The organism is Dorea acetigenes, assembly GCF_025567385.1.
GTDB classification, from domain to species: domain Bacteria; phylum Bacillota; class Clostridia; order Lachnospirales; family Lachnospiraceae; genus Claveliimonas; species Claveliimonas acetigenes.
Genome location: NZ_JAOQJU010000006.1, coordinates 113567 through 132955, shown reverse-complemented (window position 1 = coordinate 132955; position 19389 = coordinate 113567). Strand labels below are relative to the sequence as shown.

Annotated in this window: 13 protein-coding genes and 1 other annotated feature; of the genes, 5 read left to right on the top strand and 8 right to left on the bottom strand. The window is 45.4% G+C overall.

Going from position 1 to position 19389, the window contains the following annotated elements; all coding sequences use genetic code 11:
* From OCV99_RS07745 to OCV99_RS07735, 3 genes are all read left to right on the top strand, one after another.
* A partial coding sequence (locus OCV99_RS07745) for an S-layer homology domain-containing protein (RefSeq protein ID WP_158369520.1) occupies positions 1 to 492 on the top strand: 492 nt, incomplete at its 5' end.
* Positions 493 to 808: 316 nt separating this feature from the next.
* Positions 809 to 6295 carry a bacterial Ig-like domain-containing protein gene (locus OCV99_RS07740; RefSeq protein WP_158369519.1) on the top strand — a complete coding sequence of 1829 codons (5487 nt, stop codon included), beginning with the start codon at positions 809 to 811 and terminating at the stop codon, positions 6293 to 6295.
* 154 nt (positions 6296 to 6449) lie between these two features.
* On the top strand, positions 6450 to 6608 hold the full coding sequence (locus OCV99_RS07735; RefSeq protein WP_262575184.1) for a hypothetical protein: 159 nt from the start codon (positions 6450 to 6452) through the stop codon (positions 6606 to 6608).
* 146 nt (positions 6609 to 6754) lie between these two features.
* On the opposite strand, the gene OCV99_RS07730 is transcribed toward OCV99_RS07735, so the two are convergent.
* Entirely contained in the window at positions 6755 to 9958 is a 3204-nt protein-coding gene (locus tag OCV99_RS07730; RefSeq protein ID WP_158369517.1) for a LamG-like jellyroll fold domain-containing protein, read from the bottom strand.
* Positions 9959 to 9973: 15 nt separating this feature from the next.
* Entirely contained in the window at positions 9974 to 11881 is a 1908-nt protein-coding gene (locus tag OCV99_RS07725) for a family 43 glycosylhydrolase (RefSeq protein ID WP_158369516.1), read from the bottom strand.
* A 141-nt stretch (positions 11882 to 12022) separates the two neighbouring features.
* Positions 12023 to 12312, top strand: a binding site (T-box leader).
* A gap of 109 nt (positions 12313 to 12421) precedes the next feature.
* On the opposite strand from OCV99_RS07725, the gene OCV99_RS07720 reads away from it, so the two are divergent.
* On the top strand, positions 12422 to 13798 hold the full coding sequence (locus OCV99_RS07720) for a TrpB-like pyridoxal phosphate-dependent enzyme (protein WP_158369515.1): 1377 nt from the start codon (positions 12422 to 12424) through the stop codon (positions 13796 to 13798).
* 22 nt (positions 13799 to 13820) lie between these two features.
* Here the strand turns inward: OCV99_RS07720 and OCV99_RS07715 are convergent, their stop codons facing one another.
* From OCV99_RS07715 to yfcE, 4 genes are read right to left on the bottom strand one after another with little or no spacing between them, the layout of a single operon-like run.
* Positions 13821 to 14729, bottom strand: coding sequence for a DUF2238 domain-containing protein (locus OCV99_RS07715; RefSeq protein ID WP_158369514.1), 909 nt, complete (start codon positions 14727 to 14729; stop codon positions 13821 to 13823).
* A 40-nt stretch (positions 14730 to 14769) separates the two neighbouring features.
* The gene (locus tag OCV99_RS07710) at positions 14770 to 15696 is read right to left on the bottom strand and encodes a SufB/SufD family protein (RefSeq protein ID WP_158369513.1); all 927 of its coding nucleotides are present in this window, start codon (positions 15694 to 15696) and stop codon (positions 14770 to 14772) included.
* 17 nt (positions 15697 to 15713) lie between these two features.
* A complete protein-coding gene (locus OCV99_RS07705; protein WP_158369512.1) occupies positions 15714 to 16433 on the bottom strand; it encodes an ABC transporter ATP-binding protein in 720 nt (239 codons plus the stop codon).
* A gap of 4 nt (positions 16434 to 16437) precedes the next feature.
* Positions 16438 to 17001: a phosphodiesterase gene (gene yfcE / locus OCV99_RS07700; RefSeq protein ID WP_158369511.1), complete on the bottom strand. Its 564-nt coding sequence runs from the start codon at positions 16999 to 17001 to the stop codon at positions 16438 to 16440.
* A 180-nt stretch (positions 17002 to 17181) separates the two neighbouring features.
* Here yfcE and OCV99_RS07695 point away from each other — a divergent pair, with 180 nt between their 5' ends.
* Positions 17182 to 17991 carry a hypothetical protein gene (locus OCV99_RS07695; protein WP_262575179.1) on the top strand — a complete coding sequence of 270 codons (810 nt, stop codon included), beginning with the start codon at positions 17182 to 17184 and terminating at the stop codon, positions 17989 to 17991.
* Positions 17992 to 18042: 51 nt separating this feature from the next.
* Here the strand turns inward: OCV99_RS07695 and OCV99_RS07690 are convergent, their stop codons facing one another.
* Together OCV99_RS07690 and OCV99_RS07685 are read right to left on the bottom strand one after the other, a co-directional pair.
* Positions 18043 to 18855: a hypothetical protein gene (locus OCV99_RS07690; protein WP_158369510.1), complete on the bottom strand. Its 813-nt coding sequence runs from the start codon at positions 18853 to 18855 to the stop codon at positions 18043 to 18045.
* A 21-nt stretch (positions 18856 to 18876) separates the two neighbouring features.
* Positions 18877 to 19389 (bottom strand): MerR family transcriptional regulator (locus tag OCV99_RS07685; protein WP_262575177.1); only part of this gene is annotated, 513 nt, incomplete at its 5' end.

Below are 19389 nucleotides of genomic sequence, written 5' to 3'. Positions count from 1 at the left end.
GAAATTATGACCGGTCTTACTCCGACCCACTTTGGACCGACAGATACCCTGGCACGTGCACAGTTCGCACTGATGCTGTACCGTATGGAGGGAGAACCGGAGGTTACTACCACAACGGCTGCATTCCCGGATGCTGGTGAAAGCTGGTATAAGGATGCTGTTATCTGGGCGAACCAGAATAAGATCATCACAGGATATACGGACTCCGGTTTGTTCGGACCGGCGGATCCGATTACCCGTGAACAGATGGCAACGATTATGTACCGCTATGCGAACTACAAAAAGTGGGATGTTACGAAATCTGCTGACCTGAGCACCTTCCCGGATGCATCCAGCGTAAGTGCATATGCAAAAGACGCGATGGCCTGGGCAGTTGCAAATGAAATCATTCAGGGAAATAACGGACGTCTTGACCCGCAGGGAAGCGCTGTACGTGCACAGGCGGCTACAATTATTTCCAGATTTATAGCGATTTATCCGGTGTTTGAATAAAACAATCGCGGAAGAAACAACAATAATAAAAGGAAGAGACTGACGGAAAATCGACAGTCCTAAAACAGGGGAAGGCGTGACTCGCATGAGTCACGCCTTCCCCTGAAATCTTTTCAGGTTTCATAAAGAAAAGTCCTGAAATAATTTTAGCACAAAAACTCCATCACAAAATCCCCAATATTTATTCATATTATATAAAAATATTCCGTTTTTCAGTTGAAAGCCTGTAGCAATAACCGTATAATGGAATCAGGCGTTACTCTTTATCTAAGACGTAACAAAACCAAATTATTTAAGTAAGGGAGGAAACAAAAACATGAAATGGAAGAAACTTTTATCCGGTATCCTGACCGGAGCGCTTCTATTCACTTCCGTTTCACCAGTTTCTCTTGCAGCAGAAACTGATGATACGGGAAACGGCACAGCCAGCGTACCGGTTGCCGTTGCTGAATACAGATTTGAAGATAATCTGTATAACAGCATGGCTGAAAACGATGCTGCTGTACCAATAACCACCGGCCTGAAAAACTATAGCGGTACCCCCACCTATGTAGAGGGACGTACCGAAGGCAGCAAGGCGATTAAGCTTGGAGATTTCGGTCTGCAGCTTAACAAGAAGAACCTCGGCAAGAACTTCACGGTATCCGCATGGTTCAAAGCTGACGGTACATTTGCCGAGAACCAAACCTTGATGTTCTTAGGTTATCACAACCCGGAAAAATGGATTAGCATCGCCGGAAATAAAAGCGGCACCGACCAATTAAAGGTCTGGACAAGCGAAGGTACCCAGGGAGCTGAATTCTACCGCTGGATTACCTTGAATAATCCGACCTTAAAGGCTGGAGAATGGCATTGTATCACTCTGACCCAGTCCGATAACGACAATACCGTTAAAACTTATATCGATGGCGAACTCTACAATACCAGCAGAGGCGCTTACGCTCTGGACGGTGAAAATCAGGATATCTACATCGCTGTCAATAACTGGGACGCAGAATTCGCCGGTGCAGTCGATGACGTAAAGGTTTATGACCAGACCTTAACAGATACCGAAGTATACAAGTACTGCTATGATGTGAAGGTTTCTAACCAGGCACTGACAACTTATGATTTTGACGACTTCGCTGCTAAAGCCGATGATGCTGCTACTCTCTCCGACGGTACCAGAGATATCTCTCTTGTAACAGTTGGAAACGGACAGGCTCCATCCCTGACAACCGACTCTGACAGAGGTCAGGTACTGCGGACCGTTCGACAGGGCACTGGCGATAATGGCCTGAATAACATCGGCTATGCACAGCTTCCATCCAATCCGTTTGAGAAAATGGATACCAGCAATGGTCTGACTTTGAATTTCTGGGCAAATACCCAGGGAACCGCAGGCGGCAACCGCTGTATGATTGATTTTGAGATTGCTCCTGCTGCGACAGGCAGAGCCGGGACCTTTGCTTTTAACCAGAGTATGGTTTACTGGAACACAACTGATCAGGATGGCAAATTCGCAGACTACAACGTAGGAGGACTTGGGCTGAGTACGGCAAACACCTGGAAAATGGTTACCATGACCTTAACGGAAGACGAAATTGCTTTCTATAGCAACGGTCAAAAAATCAATCACACCGTATCCAGCGGTTCAGAAGACCTTGCAACCTTACTGGCAGAACTGACTGGCAACAGCGATATGACCCCCGAAGACGGCACAAAGATCCGCCTTGGCGCCAGCATGGCAAAATACTGGATCGGTGCAGGCGCACTTCTGGATGATATTTCCTTCTTCGGTAAGGCTTTAACTGCCGCTGAAGTAGCACAGTTGTACGACGAGACAGCTACTTCTGAGCTTGCAACCGGAATCACAATTTCCAGCGATGACGCAACAGTAAATGTTGATAAGACTATGCAGCTTACTGCAACGCTGGAACCATCAGGTGCAACAGGCGCATCTATGGTAAGCTGGAAGTCCAGCAACGAAAAGGTTGCAACGGTAGACCGTAATGGTTTACTGACTGCTCTGGCCGCCGGAACCACCACAATTACGGCATCCATCGGTGGTCTCGTTTCTAACGAACTTACCATCACAGTAGAATCAATTCCGGATATTGATTCTCTGGAGGAAGGCTATTATCTGGCTGTCTATACGACAACTACACCGTTCTACACAGGAAATTATTCCAACACTGATCAGGAAACACAGAGCGTATACTTTGCAGTCAGCAAAGACGGCAAGACCTTCGATGTACTGAACAACGGCGGTGGTGTGATTTTTGCTAAAGAGGGAACACTGAAAATCACAGAGCCGAAAGTCTTCAAAGAAAACGGCACCTTTACCGTTATCGCCCGCGATGCAGACAAATCTCAGGGATATCATGAATTTACATCTACAGACGGCGTAAATTTCTATGATGAATCCATGATGAGCAAGGCATCCCAGACTTCAGGCGTATTAACTCCGTCTTCCTTCAAGCTTATGCTGGATGGCGAGAACCTTCTGGATACAGATACGAACCTGACTCTCGGAAATGCAGTAGAACTGACAGAAAAAGAATATACTTACATCGTAAACAAACTGGGAACTGTTGTAAATAACGGACTGGAAGCTCTCGAAGATAAGACAATCCGGGCTGGCGATACACTTACAGAAGAGGATCTGGCTGAGAGCTACCCCACCGCAACCGCAACCTATACCGACGGCTCTACCCAGAATTTCAACATCGACTGGAGTGGCGCTTTAGATGGTGTTGACCTTTCAGCAGAAGGTACTTACACTGTAACGGGTAAAGTCGTACAGACCAAGTATCTGAACAACTTAAAAGAGCTCAATGGAAGCACACTTCCGGAAGATGATCCGGATAACGAGAACACGGACTATCCGACTAACTATGATCCGGATACTAAGACCGTATACTATGACGAAACCAAGTTCGTTGAGGGTATGGCAGATCCATTCATTTTCTGGGATGAACAGACCGGTTACTACTATATGACAGGATCCTATTTCCCAGAAGACGGCGATGAAATTGACGCAAGTGATAATTGCCAGCAGTATGACCGTGTCGTATTAAGAAGAGGAAAAACTCTGGAAGAATTACAGGATCGCAGCAAACAGGTAACTATATGGAAAGTCGGCAACCAGGGATATGAGGATCGCAATGGAACCCAGCAATCCCGCGGTTATCGTTATATCTGGGCTCCGGAAATCCATCGTGTAGGAGACAACTGGGTCGTATACTTTACCGAAAGCCAGAACAGCCGCAGTTTATTTGGTATCTACTGCCATGCACTCGTATTACCGGGCGACCAGGATCCATATGAAACAGCTTTAAAAGCTTCCAATGAAGCTTCTCAGTGGAAAGATTACCAGATGCGCGGCGGCACAGGCCTTACAAATGCAATTGTGAACTCATTCTGTCTGGATATGACTTACTTCAAAGATGAAGTAAACGGCGAGAGCTATGTAATCTGGGCATCAACTGCTTACGGAAATTCCAGCTTATACATGGCTAAGGTCAATGAAGAGAAACCATATGAATTAACTTCTAATATTGTACTGTTGACGCAGCCCGAATATGGTTGGGAGCGTATCCGCAATATTGTAAACGAGGGTGCAACCGTACTTCAGAAAGATGGTACCATCTACCTTTGTTTCTCTGTTTCCGGAACTGGCTCCATGTATTCCATCGGTATGCTGACGGCTGAAGGAGGCTCTGACCTTCTGGCTGACGGAGCATGGACAAAGACTCCTTATCCGCTCCTGACTTCCCGTGATGTAAGCGGCGAAGAAGGCCCCGGACATAATTCCTTTACCGTAGATAAAGATGGCAATGTAATCTTCGTATACCACGCAAGACCGACAAGCCACAACTATCAGATGTGTGGATGGGATGGAACCAAATCTACTTACAACAGTGAACCTCTGAACGACCCATGCCGTCACGCTAGATTAAAACGTGTACACTGGGCATCAGACGGTACTCCGATTCTGAAAATGACTTATGATGATGAGTTATTAGAAGAGAACGAGACTATCTCCTTAACGATTACTGTAAAGGAAAAAGAAGAACCATCCGAACCATCCGTAACGTCTATCACAGTAAAAACTGCTCCTGAGAAAACGGAGTACAAGATCGGCGAAGAACTGGATCTGAGCGGAATCGTTATTGAAGCAGCTTACGATGATGGAACAAAGAAAGAAATCGACATCAAGGATTGCACAGTAACTGGTTTCGATAATACTAAGGCAGGAACACAGAAAATTACGGTTACTTATGAAGAACAGACCACAATCTTTGAGGTAACTGTAAAAGAACCATCTGTAACTTCCATCACAGTAAAAACTGCTCCTGAGAAAACGGAGTACAAGATTGGCGAAGAATTGGATCTGACCGGAATCGTTATCGAAGCAGCTTACGATGATGGAACAAAGAAAGAAATCGACATCAAGGACTGCACAGTAACCGGTTTCGATAACACCAAGGCAGGAACACAGAAAATTACGGTTACTTATGAAGAGCAGACCGTAACCTTTGAGGTAACTGTAAAAGAACCATCTGTAACTTCCATCACAGTAAAAACTGCTCCTGAGAAAACGGAGTACAAGATCGGCGAAGAATTGGATCTGACCGGAATCGTTATCGAAGCAGCTTACGATGATGGAACAAAGAAAGAAATCGACATCAAGGATTGCACAGTAACCGGTTTCGATAACACCAAGGCAGGAACACAGAAAATTACGGTTACTTATGAAGAGCAGACCGTAACCTTTGAGGTAACTGTAAAAGAACCATCTGTAACTTCCATCACAGTAAAAACTGCTCCTGAGAAAACGGAGTACAAGATTGGCGAAGAATTGGATTTGACCGGAATTGTTATTGAAGCAGCTTACGATGATGGAACAAAGAAAGAAATCGACATCAAGGACTGCACAGTAACCGGTTTCGATAACACCAAGGCAGGAACACAGAAAATTACGGTTACTTATGAAGAGCAGACCGTAACCTTTGAGGTTACAGTGACGGAAGCGTCGAAACCGGATGATGCAAATAAGAAGGAGCTTGAAAAGGCAATTGAAAATGCCGCGAAATTAGAAGCGGATGATTATACTGCCGATTCATGGGAAGCATTCCAGGAGGCTTTAAATAAGGCGCAGGCAATTCGGGATAAAGAAGATGCAACGCAGAAAGAAATTGATGATGCAGTTGCAACGCTTGACAAAGCAGCAAAGGCTCTGGAAAGCAAAGAACTTCCATACGTAGATGTGGTGGAAGACGACTGGTTCTACAATGCGGCATACTACAACTACTTTGCAGGAACCATGACGGGTACAGATCCTACGCACTTCTCACCATATGCAACGCTGGTACGTGCGCAGTTTGCAACCATTCTTTACCGGCTTAACGGTGAACCGAAAGTAGAGTACGAGGCGAAGTTCCCGGATGTACCGGACGGACAGTTCTATTCAAAGGCAGTTACCTGGGCAGCGGATGCGAAGGTTGTTACCGGATATACAGATTCCGGCTACTTTGGAACGAACGATCCGATTACCCGTGAGCAGATGGTAGTTATGATGTATCGTTATGCGGATTATAAGAAATATGATATCTCAAAGACGGCAGAGCTCAGCAGCTTTTCCGATGCAGAACAGGTAAGCGGATTCGCAGAAACTGCTATGAAGTGGGCAGTAGAAAATGGAATCATTGAAGGGAAAGAAAATACAGATGGTACTTACCGTCTTGACCCGCAGGGTAGCACAAGCCGTGCAGAATGCGCGATTATTATCCAGAGATTTATGGAGACATTCGGTGATTAAATAAAGCAATTTTCTCTGAAATTGTCGATTAATACCGGGTTTTAATCCCTGATATGTAAAGAAGAGACATTCCTACAGAATTCAGATTTTTTTAACTTTGAATTCTTTTGTGGAATGTCTCTTCCTTTCATTCTTCTTTTATCTGAATAGCAGGGTGATAGGTCTGAAAAAGCTCATTCCTCCAACTGGGGTACAAAAGGAAAGAACGGAGGAGGGTGGCGCTAATATGAAAGTGGCCCGAAGAGGCGGCAATGTTGCCAGCCTTACAAGGCAGGCGTTGGAAGCAGAAAAGACAGATGGCGGCGATAAGTAAAAAGAGCGGGAGTACAGCCAATCGGGCGAACCGAGAAGCTGTACTCCCATTTTTGCTGCATTTTCAACAGACAGCCCTTCCTCATCTGCAAAGAGGGGCTGTTGCCAGCCCCTCTTTTTGTTGTTATTACTTGTCCCGTAATTGCTTTATTCAAACACCGGATAAGTTTCTATAAATCTGGAAATAATCGTAGCCGCCTGTGCACGTACAGCGCTTCCCTGCGGGTCAAGACGTCCGTTATTTCCCTGAATGATTTCATTTGCAACTGCCCAGGCCATCGCGTCTTTTGCATATGCACTTACGCTGGATGCATCCGGGAAGGTGCTCAGGTCAGCAGATTTCGTAACATCCCACTTTTTGTAGTTCGCATAGCGGTACATAATCGTTGCCATCTGTTCACGGGTAATCGGATCCGCCGGTCCGAACAAACCGGAGTCCGTATATCCTGTGATGATCTTATTCTGGTTCGCCCAGATAACAGCATCCTTATACCAGCTTTCACCAGCATCCGGGAATGCAGCCGTTGTGGTAGTAACCTCCGGTTCTCCCTCCATACGGTACAGCATCAGTGCGAACTGTGCACGTGCCAGGGTATCTGTCGGTCCAAAGTGGGTCGGAGTAAGACCGGTCATAATTTTCTTATCATATACATTCTGTACATAATCGTTGAACCAGTCTTCGCTGTCGACATCATCAAAGATATCGCTAACCGCCTTTGTTGAAACCGTTACCTCAAAGGTTACAGTCTGATCTTCGTAAGTAACTGTAACTTTCTGTGTTCCTGCCTTGGTGTTATCGAAACCAGTTACTGTACAGTCTTTGATGTCGATTTCTTTCTTTGTTCCATCCTCGTAAGCAGCTTCGATAACGATTCCGGTCAGATCCAGTTCTTCGCCGATCTTGTACTCCGTTTTCTCAGGAGCAGTTTTTACTGTGATGGACGTTACAGATGGTTCTTCTCCCTTTACAGTAACATAAGTACCATACTCCATTTTCCATCCATCATATTTTGCTGTTACCGTAGTTGTAAGGATTGCTGTACCTGCTTTTACGGCTGTTACCTTGCCGTCAGCATATGTCGCAACTTCCTCATTATCAGAGCTGTATTCTACGGTTACGCAGTTTTCCAGCCCTTCCGGAATCGTGAATAAAGCTTCACTTTCGCCCGGCTTGTACTCCGCATCTTCCTTCGGAGCCGCTGCTTCAATCTTGGTCCATGGATCTTTGTAATCTTCCTTATAAACCAACTTGCTAACTGCGGTCCTGATTTCCTGTTCAATATCCGCTGCTTCCTGCTGTGACTTCACGGCTGCCACACGCTCGTCGATGCCTTCCAAAGCATTCTGCAGAGCCTGATATGAATCTGCTTCAAAGACATCTGCCTGCATTTCTTTCGCTTCTGCTACCACTGCCTTCAGAAGTGTAAGATCCAATGCTTTTACCGTAACAGTATATTTTGCTTCTGCTGTCAGAAGTCCATAAGACGCTGTAGCTGTCAGAGTTACCTGTGTATCCTCATCAGAATTCAATACCTTTCCATCTGCAGTAATAACATCTTCATTGTCACTGCTCCACTTAATATCAAATCCATCTGCGCTCTTCACAAGATTCAGATCATACACAACAGCATCCAGAGACTCATTCTTATCGCCAAGGATGTCCAACGCTTCTAACTTCTTCTGCAATACATCTGCATCAGATAACTGAACCTGGTCTTCCGTAAGAGCAGCATCATAAATTGTGAATTCATCAACGCTTCCTGTGTAATTCGGGTCTGCTGACCAGCAGGATTTTCCGATAAATCCAAGAACGCCATTCTGCGTACCATTTGCTACAATTGTAGCCATCGTCTTCGTAGTTACAAGCGGTGATCCTACCAACGCACCATCCACATAGATAGAAATGGTTCCATTATCGAAAACCATCGTTACTGTATAATAGGTGTCTGCGCTAAATGATTTATTTGCAAAATTGTACAGGCTCTCAGAAGAATCTTTGATTCCTGCACGAGGTACATTTCCGCCAAAGAACGGAGCATAGAACAAATAATTCGTTCCGGTAGACTGTGCCTTAGAACCAATACAGAACAGCCATGCATTATTTAATGTTGTTCTCGCATACTTTGCCTGGATTGTGAACTGTTCTTTATTTGTCAGTTTCTCATAAATACTTGTCGGGAAAGTAACATAGCTGTCTGCTGAGTTAATCTTCAGCACAGAACGGTCTCCATCCTTCTCATAAGAAGTTCCGTTCGGATTCACAATTGTCGCGTCAAAACCATTGCCGGACGTATCCGCTACAGCCGCGCCGCTTCCGCTGTTCATCTCATATTTTGCTACAACCGGAATCTCTGTCTCGTCAAGATCAGATACTGTTACCTGCGTCTCTGCATTTTTCGTTGTACCTCCAACTTTCACGGTTGTCGTAATTGTTGCCGTACCGGCTTTCACACCTGTAACTGTTCCGTTTGCCACGGTTGCTACAGATGCATCACTGGAGCTGTAGCTAATCTGTGCGTCAGATGCAGCAACTCCGACAGGCAGAACCACATCCAGTTCCGCACTTCTTCCTGTATAAACAGAAAGTTCTGCATTTACGGTAAATCCTTTTTCTGCAAAAATATCTTCCGGCGCTGTCGTATCATAGAGCGCATATACCTGGTCTGCCGTCAGTGCTTCGTCGTACACCTGAACTTCATCTACCAGACCATTGAACAAACCATCTGCATCCCAATTTGTAACACCAAGATAAAGGTCACTATTATCCTGATTCAGAGAAATCGCTGCTCCTCCTGATCCCTTTGCTTCACCGTTAATATAAAGCACCGCATCATTGCCGGACTGTGTATAAGTAACCAGAGACCACTCGTCCTTCGCTAACGCCACGCCAGTAAATGCCGCTTTCCAGGCAAAATCACTGCCATTATTGGACCACAGCTTAATATTTCCCCCGCCGCCGTCACCGGCAACGGATGACCAATATTCTGAAGCGCCTTTCGGTGCACCCATAAAAATCAGACTACCGTTATCCACCAGATTCTGTGTCGGATTCACCCAAAGAGATATGGTATAGGCATTTCCGATTTTACCAGTATTCATCTGCAGGCCATAGTCTCCAAGCTTAACTGCCTGTCCGCTCTTACCTGTGTCATATGTAATCGTTCCGCTGTATGCACCGCTGTTCGCCTGTGTCTTTGCCGTACTTCCATCAAGAGCATTTTCAAAGGAAAATGTCTTAATCGGCTGCGGAGCTTCTGCCGCTTCTGCCTGGATTGTCCCTGCTCCCGGCAGCACCGTGGCAACCGTCATCGCAGTGGCAAGAAATGCAGAAAGTAATTTCTTATATTTCATAATAATGCCCCTCCTTTATAATGTCTTACCTTTTTCAACTACCCGGATCGTAATCTTCTCTGTCAGCGTCTTGCCATCCTCGGTATAAGTAACCGTCAGAGTCTTATTTCCGGCTTTGCTCATATCAATCTCATCAGCATCTGTAGTGAAATCTGTAATCCATCTTGTATCGCCATTTTCATAGGTTGCTTTAATACGAATATCATCCGTATTCAGTTCACTTCCTACTGTATACATACGTTTTGTCTTCTGTACTTTCATAGAAGAAACCTCAGAATCTGTATCTACGTTGAATGAGCATGCCTCTGCCGCCGGATTCTTGGTAAGAACCAAATCACCGTCAACGCTTGCCAGATAGTATCCCGGCTTATAGACACTCTCAAATGTCACGCCATATCCTGCAAAGCCTTCCAGCGTGCGGAATGTAATTTTCGCTCTTCCAGTATCATTGTCATCCCAATGCTGCGCAAGAGTAACCTCACCGGAATCTTCTACTGTAATATACATACCAGGCTTATTATAAGACTGGATAGATACATATGCGTCATTATCCGGATCTGCCAGGCCTAATTCCAGTTCCCATTTTGCGTCGTCTTCCTTCGCATCATCACTTACCAGAACCTGCTGCGCATTATTACCTACCTTCGGGTATTCACCGTCATTTGTTGTATTGGTAAATTCATTGTGTGCAATATATGCGCCTGTTGCATCCGTAATCTGCGTGCTCACACCTGAGATACCTGTCGATGTCTCTGTAAACAGATCAATAGAACCATCCTCATTAATATTCAGTTCTTCTACACATGCAACACGGCGGTATCCGCTTCCGTGCGGAAGTGTACCATTATGGTATACAAAATAATCCTGTCCCTTAAAAGTAAATACTGCCATGTGGTTTGTATTTGCTGTTGCCGTCGGCGTCATAATCCTTCCACCAAACGTCCAGTCATTATTCAAGAACTGCTCATAGGTATCACAGGTAGCATATGCCATCTCTTCACGCCAGTTCGTCGCAAAGAACATATAATACTTGCCATAGTAATTGCCATTCTCGTCCTGACGGCGGAAGTAATACGGTGCCTCAGTATAGAAATAAGTCCTGCCATCATCAGCGGTCCATGTAGAGTTACTGTCATTCATGCCCTGCTTTCTGTCCACACCATTAATTCTTCCAATAGAAATATCATAGCCAGAACCATAGCCGACAGACAAATTATTAGGATTACCATCTCTGTCTTTGATGGAGATCATATCTTCATTCAGCTCACAGTTAAAGAAACGGTTGTTACCCCAGCCAAGAACACGGTGTTCCACGCCGTCTACCGTCTCAATCCAGGCAGTCGGGTCAATGTCTTCCCAGGTATGTACTCCATTTGGTGTATCAATATTTCTTACCAACGGTTTACCAATATCGGTAAATGGTCCTGTCGGGCTGTCAGATACGGCAACACCAATACATTTGCCGCCGTTCACGCTGCTGTTTCCTTCTGTGCAGTAATAGAAATAATACTTATCCTTATACTTCATTACCTGAGCCGCCCATGCTTCATGATTGTTCGCTGCCCATGAAACATCACCGTTCTCCATAATAATACTCTCATACTTCCAATTCACCATATCGGTAGAAGAATAGCATCTCCAGTTTGGCATCCAATAGCCTTCCCCGCTCGCCGTATCATTACCAACATAAGCATATACCGTATCTCCATCTACTAAAATAGACGGATCACCGCCATATACTCTGTTTCCATTCTCGTCAAATCCGAGGAACGGGTTGCCAAGCTCGCTCTTCGCAAGCGTTGTCTCGACAGGCACCTGCAGCTGCTTTTCATCCGATTTGCTGTCAATCGCAGAAACTGCTATTGCAGAAACAGGAATCATGGAAACTGCAAGGATTGCTGCCAATAGTTTCTTTCCTTTCATAAAAACTCCTCCTTTACATATAGTCAATTAAGTATATCACACTTTCACATAAAAAGCCCTTGATTTTTCTATCTTTTTTGTTTATTTTTTTACTTTTTTTTCTTGACATCCTCCCTCCGCGGCACTATAATAAAGCAAAAGCAAGAACCGATGAGCAAGAGTAGTAGTCTTGACGGCGTATTACCAGAGAATTACGGATTGGTGGAACCGTAAGAATATCAGTCAGGGTGAATGGACTTGTGAGGGCAAACTGAAATCAGCATCCGCTGACGTAGGGGCGACGGCTTCCGACCGTTATCCCGGAACATGTATGATAGTACATGGCTGAGAGCATTCTGTTATATGAAAGCATTGGAAAGCTGGCAGGCTTCCCACAGGAAGTATACAGAGTGAATATAGGTGGCACCGCAGGAATATCTCCTGTCCTATGAAATACATAGGACAGGAGTTTTTTGTATGTAGGAAAGTTTTCATTTTCCTTATAAGACGCTCCACAAGATGTACTATCCAATTCAATATTTGAAAGGAAGGTAAAAAATCATGACAGACAACAACAAAATCCCTTACAAAATTTACTTAGAAGAAAGTGAAAGGCCAAAGCAGTGGTACAACGTCCGGGCTGATATGAAGAATAAGCCCGCACCGCTTTTAAACCCGGGTACGTTAAAACCCATGACTGCAGAAGAACTTAACCACGTCTTCTGCGATGAACTGGTAAAACAGGAGTTAGATGACACGACCGCATATTTTGACATTCCGCAGGAAATCCAGGACTTTTATAAAATGTACCGCCCCTCTCCGCTGGTGCGCGCATACTGCCTGGAAAAGGCGCTGGATACACCGGCCAAAATCTACTACAAGTTCGAGGGGAACAATACCTCCGGAAGCCACAAGTTAAATTCAGCTATTGCCCAGGCATACTACGCAAAAAAGCAGGGACTCAAAGGCGTCACCACCGAGACCGGAGCGGGTCAGTGGGGAACTGCCCTCTCTATGGCATGTGCTTATCTTGGTCTTGACTGTAGGGTATACATGGTAAAATGCTCCTATGAACAGAAGCCTTTCCGCCGGGAAGTTATGCGTACTTATGGGGCAAATGTAACGCCTTCCCCATCAGAATCTACCCAGGTGGGCCGCAAGATTTTAGCAGAGCACCCGGGAACCTCCGGAAGCCTGGGCTGTGCGATTTCCGAAGCTGTGGAAGACGCAACCACCCACGAAGGCTACCGCTACGTGCTTGGCTCCGTTCTTTCCCAGGTTCTCCTGCACCAGTCTGTTATCGGTCTGGAAACGAAAGCTGCTCTTGACAAATACGGCATCACTCCGGACATCATCATCGGCTGCGCCGGAGGCGGTTCTAACCTGGGCGGACTCATTTCCCCATTCATGGGAGAGAAGTTAAAAGGCGAGAAAGATTACCGTATCATCGCCGTAGAACCGGCAAGCTGCCCCAGCCTTACTCGCGGAAAATATGCTTATGATTTCTGTGATACCGGAATGGTATGCCCGCTGGCAAAAATGTACACCCTGGGCAGCGGATTCATCCCGTCTCCAAACCACGCAGGCGGTCTCCGCTACCATGGCATGAGTTCTGTACTCTCCCAGCTGTATGATGACGGACTCATGGAAGCCGTATCTGTAGAGCAGACCTCCGTTTTCGAGGCGGCAACCAAATTTGCACGCATCGAAGGAATCCTTCCCGCACCGGAAAGCAGCCATGCAATCAAGGTAGCCATGGACGAAGCCCTGAAATGCAAAGAAACCGGCGAAGCAAAGACAATTGTCTTCGGCCTCACCGGAACCGGATACTTCGATATGGTAGCATATGGTAAATACAACGACGGGGAAATGTCAGATTACATCCCAACAGACGAAGATCTTGCTGTTGGATTTGCAGGATTACCGAAAGTAGACTAAATTCTGAATTATCGGGCTGCCGCTAACGGCAGTCCGTTTTTTTCCCTTTCTTCAGCCTGCTCTCTTCCTCCATCTTCCTCAGCGCCTCCTCCAGCTCTTCTTCTTCCTCTGCCCTTTTCAGGAAGTCTGCATCCTTACTCTTCACATGTGGAATCAGCTTACCGGCAAATCTTCCTTTTCCCCGGTTCTTTATATAGAAGAAACCGATGACAGAAAAAACAACTGCCCCAATGAAATTGACAAGCAAATCCTTCATCGTATCAATCAGGCCGATATCCAGGTAGCCGCCCAGCCCCAGGCTTTCTCCATTTACCGCCACATCATAGATATTGTTAATGCCGGTCGGCGTATTTCCACCCGCCGGATCCAACATCACAGAGGATATACTATGTACAATGGTATCTTTCTGCATATCCAGATGAAAAAACTGATCCATACCAAACTCAAAAAATTCCCATATTACCCCTATTGTCATCGAAAAACAGAAGGCTACTATCGCCATAAATACAGGCGATAATTTAAACGAAAATTTTTCATTTCTGTTCAAAATATCCACCAGAGAAAAGCCGATTGCCGCCATCAAAAAACCATTCAAGGTATGAAGAATCGTATCCCACATCGGAAATTTAATATAATATTCCTGTATCTCTCCCAGAATCTCCGCCGCAAATATGAAAATCAACAGGATAATCTCCAGCCCTGTAGGAAGCTCTATCTTAAGATTTACCTGAAGGAAGCTGGGAACGATTAAAAGCAGAAGTGTCAGCACGCACAAAAATACATTTTCAAAGTTCCGGTTAAATATCTGCAGAATCATTACAGCAATGACGAGCAAACGTAAGGTTACATACACAATAAAAGAACTTCTGTGCTCTTCACGCTCCATCTTCAAAGCCTTCCCCATTGTTCTCAGTTTTTTCCTTAGTTTCATAGTCTTCTCTCTTTCGTTTTATTCTCTTATTCCGGAAAGCTTAATTCAGGAAAGCTTCCACAATTACGCCTTCCGCCTCTTCTTCCGACATTCCCAGCGTACGGAGCTTTACAAGCTGCTCATCATTAATTCTTCCGATTGCAGCCTCATGTACAATCGCTGCATCCAGATGCCGGGCATTGATTTCCGGGATAGAGCTGACCTCTGCATGATCCATAATAATGGAATCGCACTGTACGTGTGCGTGGCATCCCGCATTTCCTACAGCCTTCGGATGGAAGACCTGTCTGGAATTTCCCTTTGCCACCGACCGGGATACTATCTGCGCTGAACTCCCCTCGCCATTCAACTGTACTTCCATATTTGACTCCGCCGTCTGGTTATCGTGGGTCATCAGCTTCTCCATCACATATAATCTGGCATTTTTCCCCAATACCACATCCGTTTCCCGCTGTGTAGAATCCACTCCCTTTATCTGCGCCGTATCCAGGGTGAAAATTGCATCTTCCTCCAGAATAATCTTCGTCACCGGATTCAGAACTCTTGCTCCACTGCCTTCCCCTTCTCCATAATGCTTCTCTTCATAGCGCACATTCGCGCCTTTTCCTACATGGAATGTATGGATTCCATCATGGCGGCTCTCATTACATCCACTGTTATGGATACCACATCCGGCTACAATCGTAACTTCAGCGCCTTCTTCTACAAAAAAATCATTGTATACCACATCTGTCATACCGGAAGCATCCACTACTACCGGGATGTGTACCTGTTCTCCTTTTGTCCTGCCGTCAATATACACGTCAATCCCCGGCTTGTCTTCCTTCTTCTTAATCTTAATATGCTCACTATCTCCATGGCAGAGAGCAATCCCGTTATGTCTCAGATTATAAGCGCCCTCCTGCTTAAATCCGGCGCCATCAATTTGTTTTAATATTTTCTCCGTAATTCTGTCTAATAATGCCATCTCTCTTCACTCCTATCTTAGCATTCCATGCATGTGCAGACCGGGCCTTTATCAAGCAGCGCCGGTAAAACCTCATCCTTGGGTCCAATGGTTTTAATCCTGCCGTCCTCAATCACCATAATGCGATCTGCCATCCGGATAATTCTCTCCTGGTGAGAAATGAGTATCAGCATCTCTTCTTTTTTCTTATGGATTTTCTCAAACTGATTCACCAGCATGGAAAAGCTCCATAAATCAATTCCCGCCTCCGGCTCATCAAAGATGCACAGCTTATGAGCTTTGGCAAGCACCGTTGCAATCTCCAGGCGCTTCATCTCGCCGCCGGACAGAGTTCCATCCACCTCCCGCTTCAGATATTCTCTCGCGCAGATACCTACGCCGCTCAGCATTTTACATACCTCATTCTCCGTCAGCGGTCTGCCTGCCGCCAGGGAAAGAAATCTCTCTACCGTCATTCCTTTAAACCGGGGCGGCTGCTGAAATGCATAGCCGATTCCCGCATTTGCCCTATGGTCAATATCATAAGCGCTGATATCCTCACCATCCAGGATAATCTGCCCGGAATCTGCCTTCTCGATTCCCATAAGCACCTTCGCCAGGGAAGACTTCCCTCCCCCGTTCGGGCCGGTGATTACCAGCATCTCACCGTTTTCTACTGTAAAACTTATATCCTCCACAATGCTTCTGTCTATCCCGTTTTCCTTTACCTTAAAAGTCAGGTTCTTTACTTCCAGCATATCTTTAATCCTCTCCTTCTATCTTCTCTAACGTATATGTCTTATAGCCTCTGCCATCCAAATTCTTCCACTGGAAAACGCCATCCTTCAGCACCATATAACTGTGTTCGCTTTCTGCTTTCGGAATAGAGACAGATCCTGGATTGACATACAGCTTTCCCTCAAACAGCTCTGCCGCCGGAATATGAGTGTGCCCATGTAAAAGTACGTCTCCCGCCTTTAACATCGGCGGATTCTCCATATTAAACTGATGTCCGTGGGTAGCAAATATCATTCTGCCTGCGTCATAAAGAATGCAGTATTCCGCCATAATCGGAAATTCCAGTACCATCTGATCCACTTCCGTATCACAGTTGCCCCGCACACAGAGAATCTCTTCTTTTATGGCATTCAGCATACGAATCACTTCCGTCGGCGCATACTCTCTCGGGAGCGCATTTCTCGGTCCGTGATAAAGAATATCTCCAAGAAGAAGCAGCTTCTCCGGCTTCTCCTCTCTATATCTCTCAAGCAGCTTCCTGCAATAATAAGCGCTGCCGTGAATGTCTGACGCTATCATTATCTTCATAATCCATCGTTCCTCTTTTATTCATTTTATCCACTGATTATCAGTATATACTTTTCCTTCTCACAAGTAAAGGCTGACATTTCTAAAGAAATCCTTACGTCTTCGTTAAGTTTTTGTAACTTCTCTTGAGTCCTCTCCCAAAACGTACTACAATAAGATACATCCTTGGGAGGGATTTTTATGAGTATGAATAACACAGACACCAAGAAAACAAAAAGTGTTTTTGATGAAGATTTTGAAGTAATATACGAAGGCGACCTGCCTGATTTTTCAGAAGAGCCTGCCAACGACGGTTATAAAGATGTACTTTCTCAACTGGCAGATCTTGACGATGATACGAAAGACATTGACTATCTGGAAGAAAACCGCACCCGCCCTATGCGTCCGACTGACACACAGAAATATATGGAAGCACAGAAAAAAGCACGCGGGGAAGGCAAGAATCGCCGGAAAAGCCGCCGGATTCCGAATCTTTTCTCTCCGGCAGCAAAGATACTAAAGTCCGGGGGCAAAGCCGCCGGGAAGACACTTGGCAAGACGACTTCTCTTTTGCTCCGCGCAATCACGCTGGTTCTGATTGCGGCAATTGCCATCCTTCTGGCATGGAACTTCAAAGCCAACTACCTTCCATACGGGAGCATATCCGCCATGATAGCAGAAAGGAATTACATTCTTGCCGCCTACCTTGGAACTGCATTGCTTCCATTATTAATAGAAGGAATTGCATTCCTTGCCGTATTATTCGGAGGACGTTCTGCCAAGGACCGGAACGGACATCGGACAGACACCGGGAACGGATTATTATCTTTTCTGATTATTTACATCGGCTCCGTCCTTTCCTCCTATTCCTACACTAGAATACCAGTCTCACCCGCGCCGCTTCAGGGCGTACAGGGAGCATTATACGTATATGGATCCCTAAACCGCACTTTGTTTATCCTATGCGCCGCCGGAGTGATAAGCTGCCTGGCACGGAAGTTTGTAAAATAACAGGAAAAAAGCCGGTCTGCTGCTGCAGGCCGGTTCTTTCTATATGATCCTTTATCGGAATACGGTTGTGGATGTTGTCTTTCCTTTCATATTCTGTGCACATCCCGCAATATTCATAATCCTGCAGGCATTTACTACAGCAAAGTATTTGCTGGCGCCGGATTCGGGCAGCTCTTCATTCAGATGATACCAATTCATACCAAGGAATAATGTAAAGACCAAAAATACGATTGCTGCATAGAGCCACAGATCGCTTATCACGCCTGCTGCCACGGTCATAACACCCGCATATGCCACTCCCACGCTTAATACACATCCTGCCTTCTTCATAAACGATTCTCGCTTTTCCGACAGCCAAAAGAGCAGCGCCACATAGATTACAATTGCCAGCCAGAACACCGCCATATGCTTTCCGGTAATGGCCTGCTTTCTCGTACTCCCCATAGACATATCCTCAGCTATCCTCATCACTGCTGCCGCCAGCGGCGATAGCAAAACGGCTTCTATATGGAAAATTGCCAGCAGTATCTTCACATTTGCAGTAAAATACATTGCTATATAACAGAAAACTGCCACAATGCCAATGCCGACAATCCAGTAACCATCCACATTGGCTAACAGCCAATCTCCCGCCAACGCCGCAGTTACTGCACTTATGAAATATCCCCACAGGAGCATTCCTGCCAAATTACGGTTACACTGCCGGGGCGTCAGGATTTCTTTGGTAATATCTTCCTTTCCGATCTTCTCAAATCTCTCCTGCCATACGTTCTTATTCTCTCCCAATATCTTCTCATCTATCTCAGCAAAAGATAATTCCCTCAGACAGATTTCCTGACAGACTTTCTCCGTTTCACGAAGCATTTGCTCTTCTTCGCCAATCTGCTACAGACGTTTATCCATAATTTCTTTCATACTGATATTTCCATCATTTAATTTCTTAATATCTGCAATGGAAATCCCCAAAGTTCTCAGTACTTTAATCCGCTCCAGACTTCTTATATTCTCTTCGGAATATTCCCGGTAATTATTTTCCTGGTTTCTGATTGGCTTCAAAAGCCCCTCTTCCTCATAATAGCGTATATTGGCCCTCGTCATTCCTACACGCTGCTCTACTTCCTTAATTTTCAGCAGCCTCTCTGTCTTACCACTCTCCTGCGTCGGGCTTATATTCGCCCAGCCCAGTATATCTGCCAAAGAAATCTTATCAATCTCCCCATTCCATTGTTCATGGGTATATATCGCTTTATAAGATTTTTCCGTTTTTAATACGTTCCCCTTTTTCCTGCAATAGAAAATTTCAACCTCTCCAAAATAGTTCCAGTTCGCCTCCGGCCCTGTCTTATCCAGACTGATTAACAAAACATAATCCTTCGGGATTGGCACGCCGGATACACT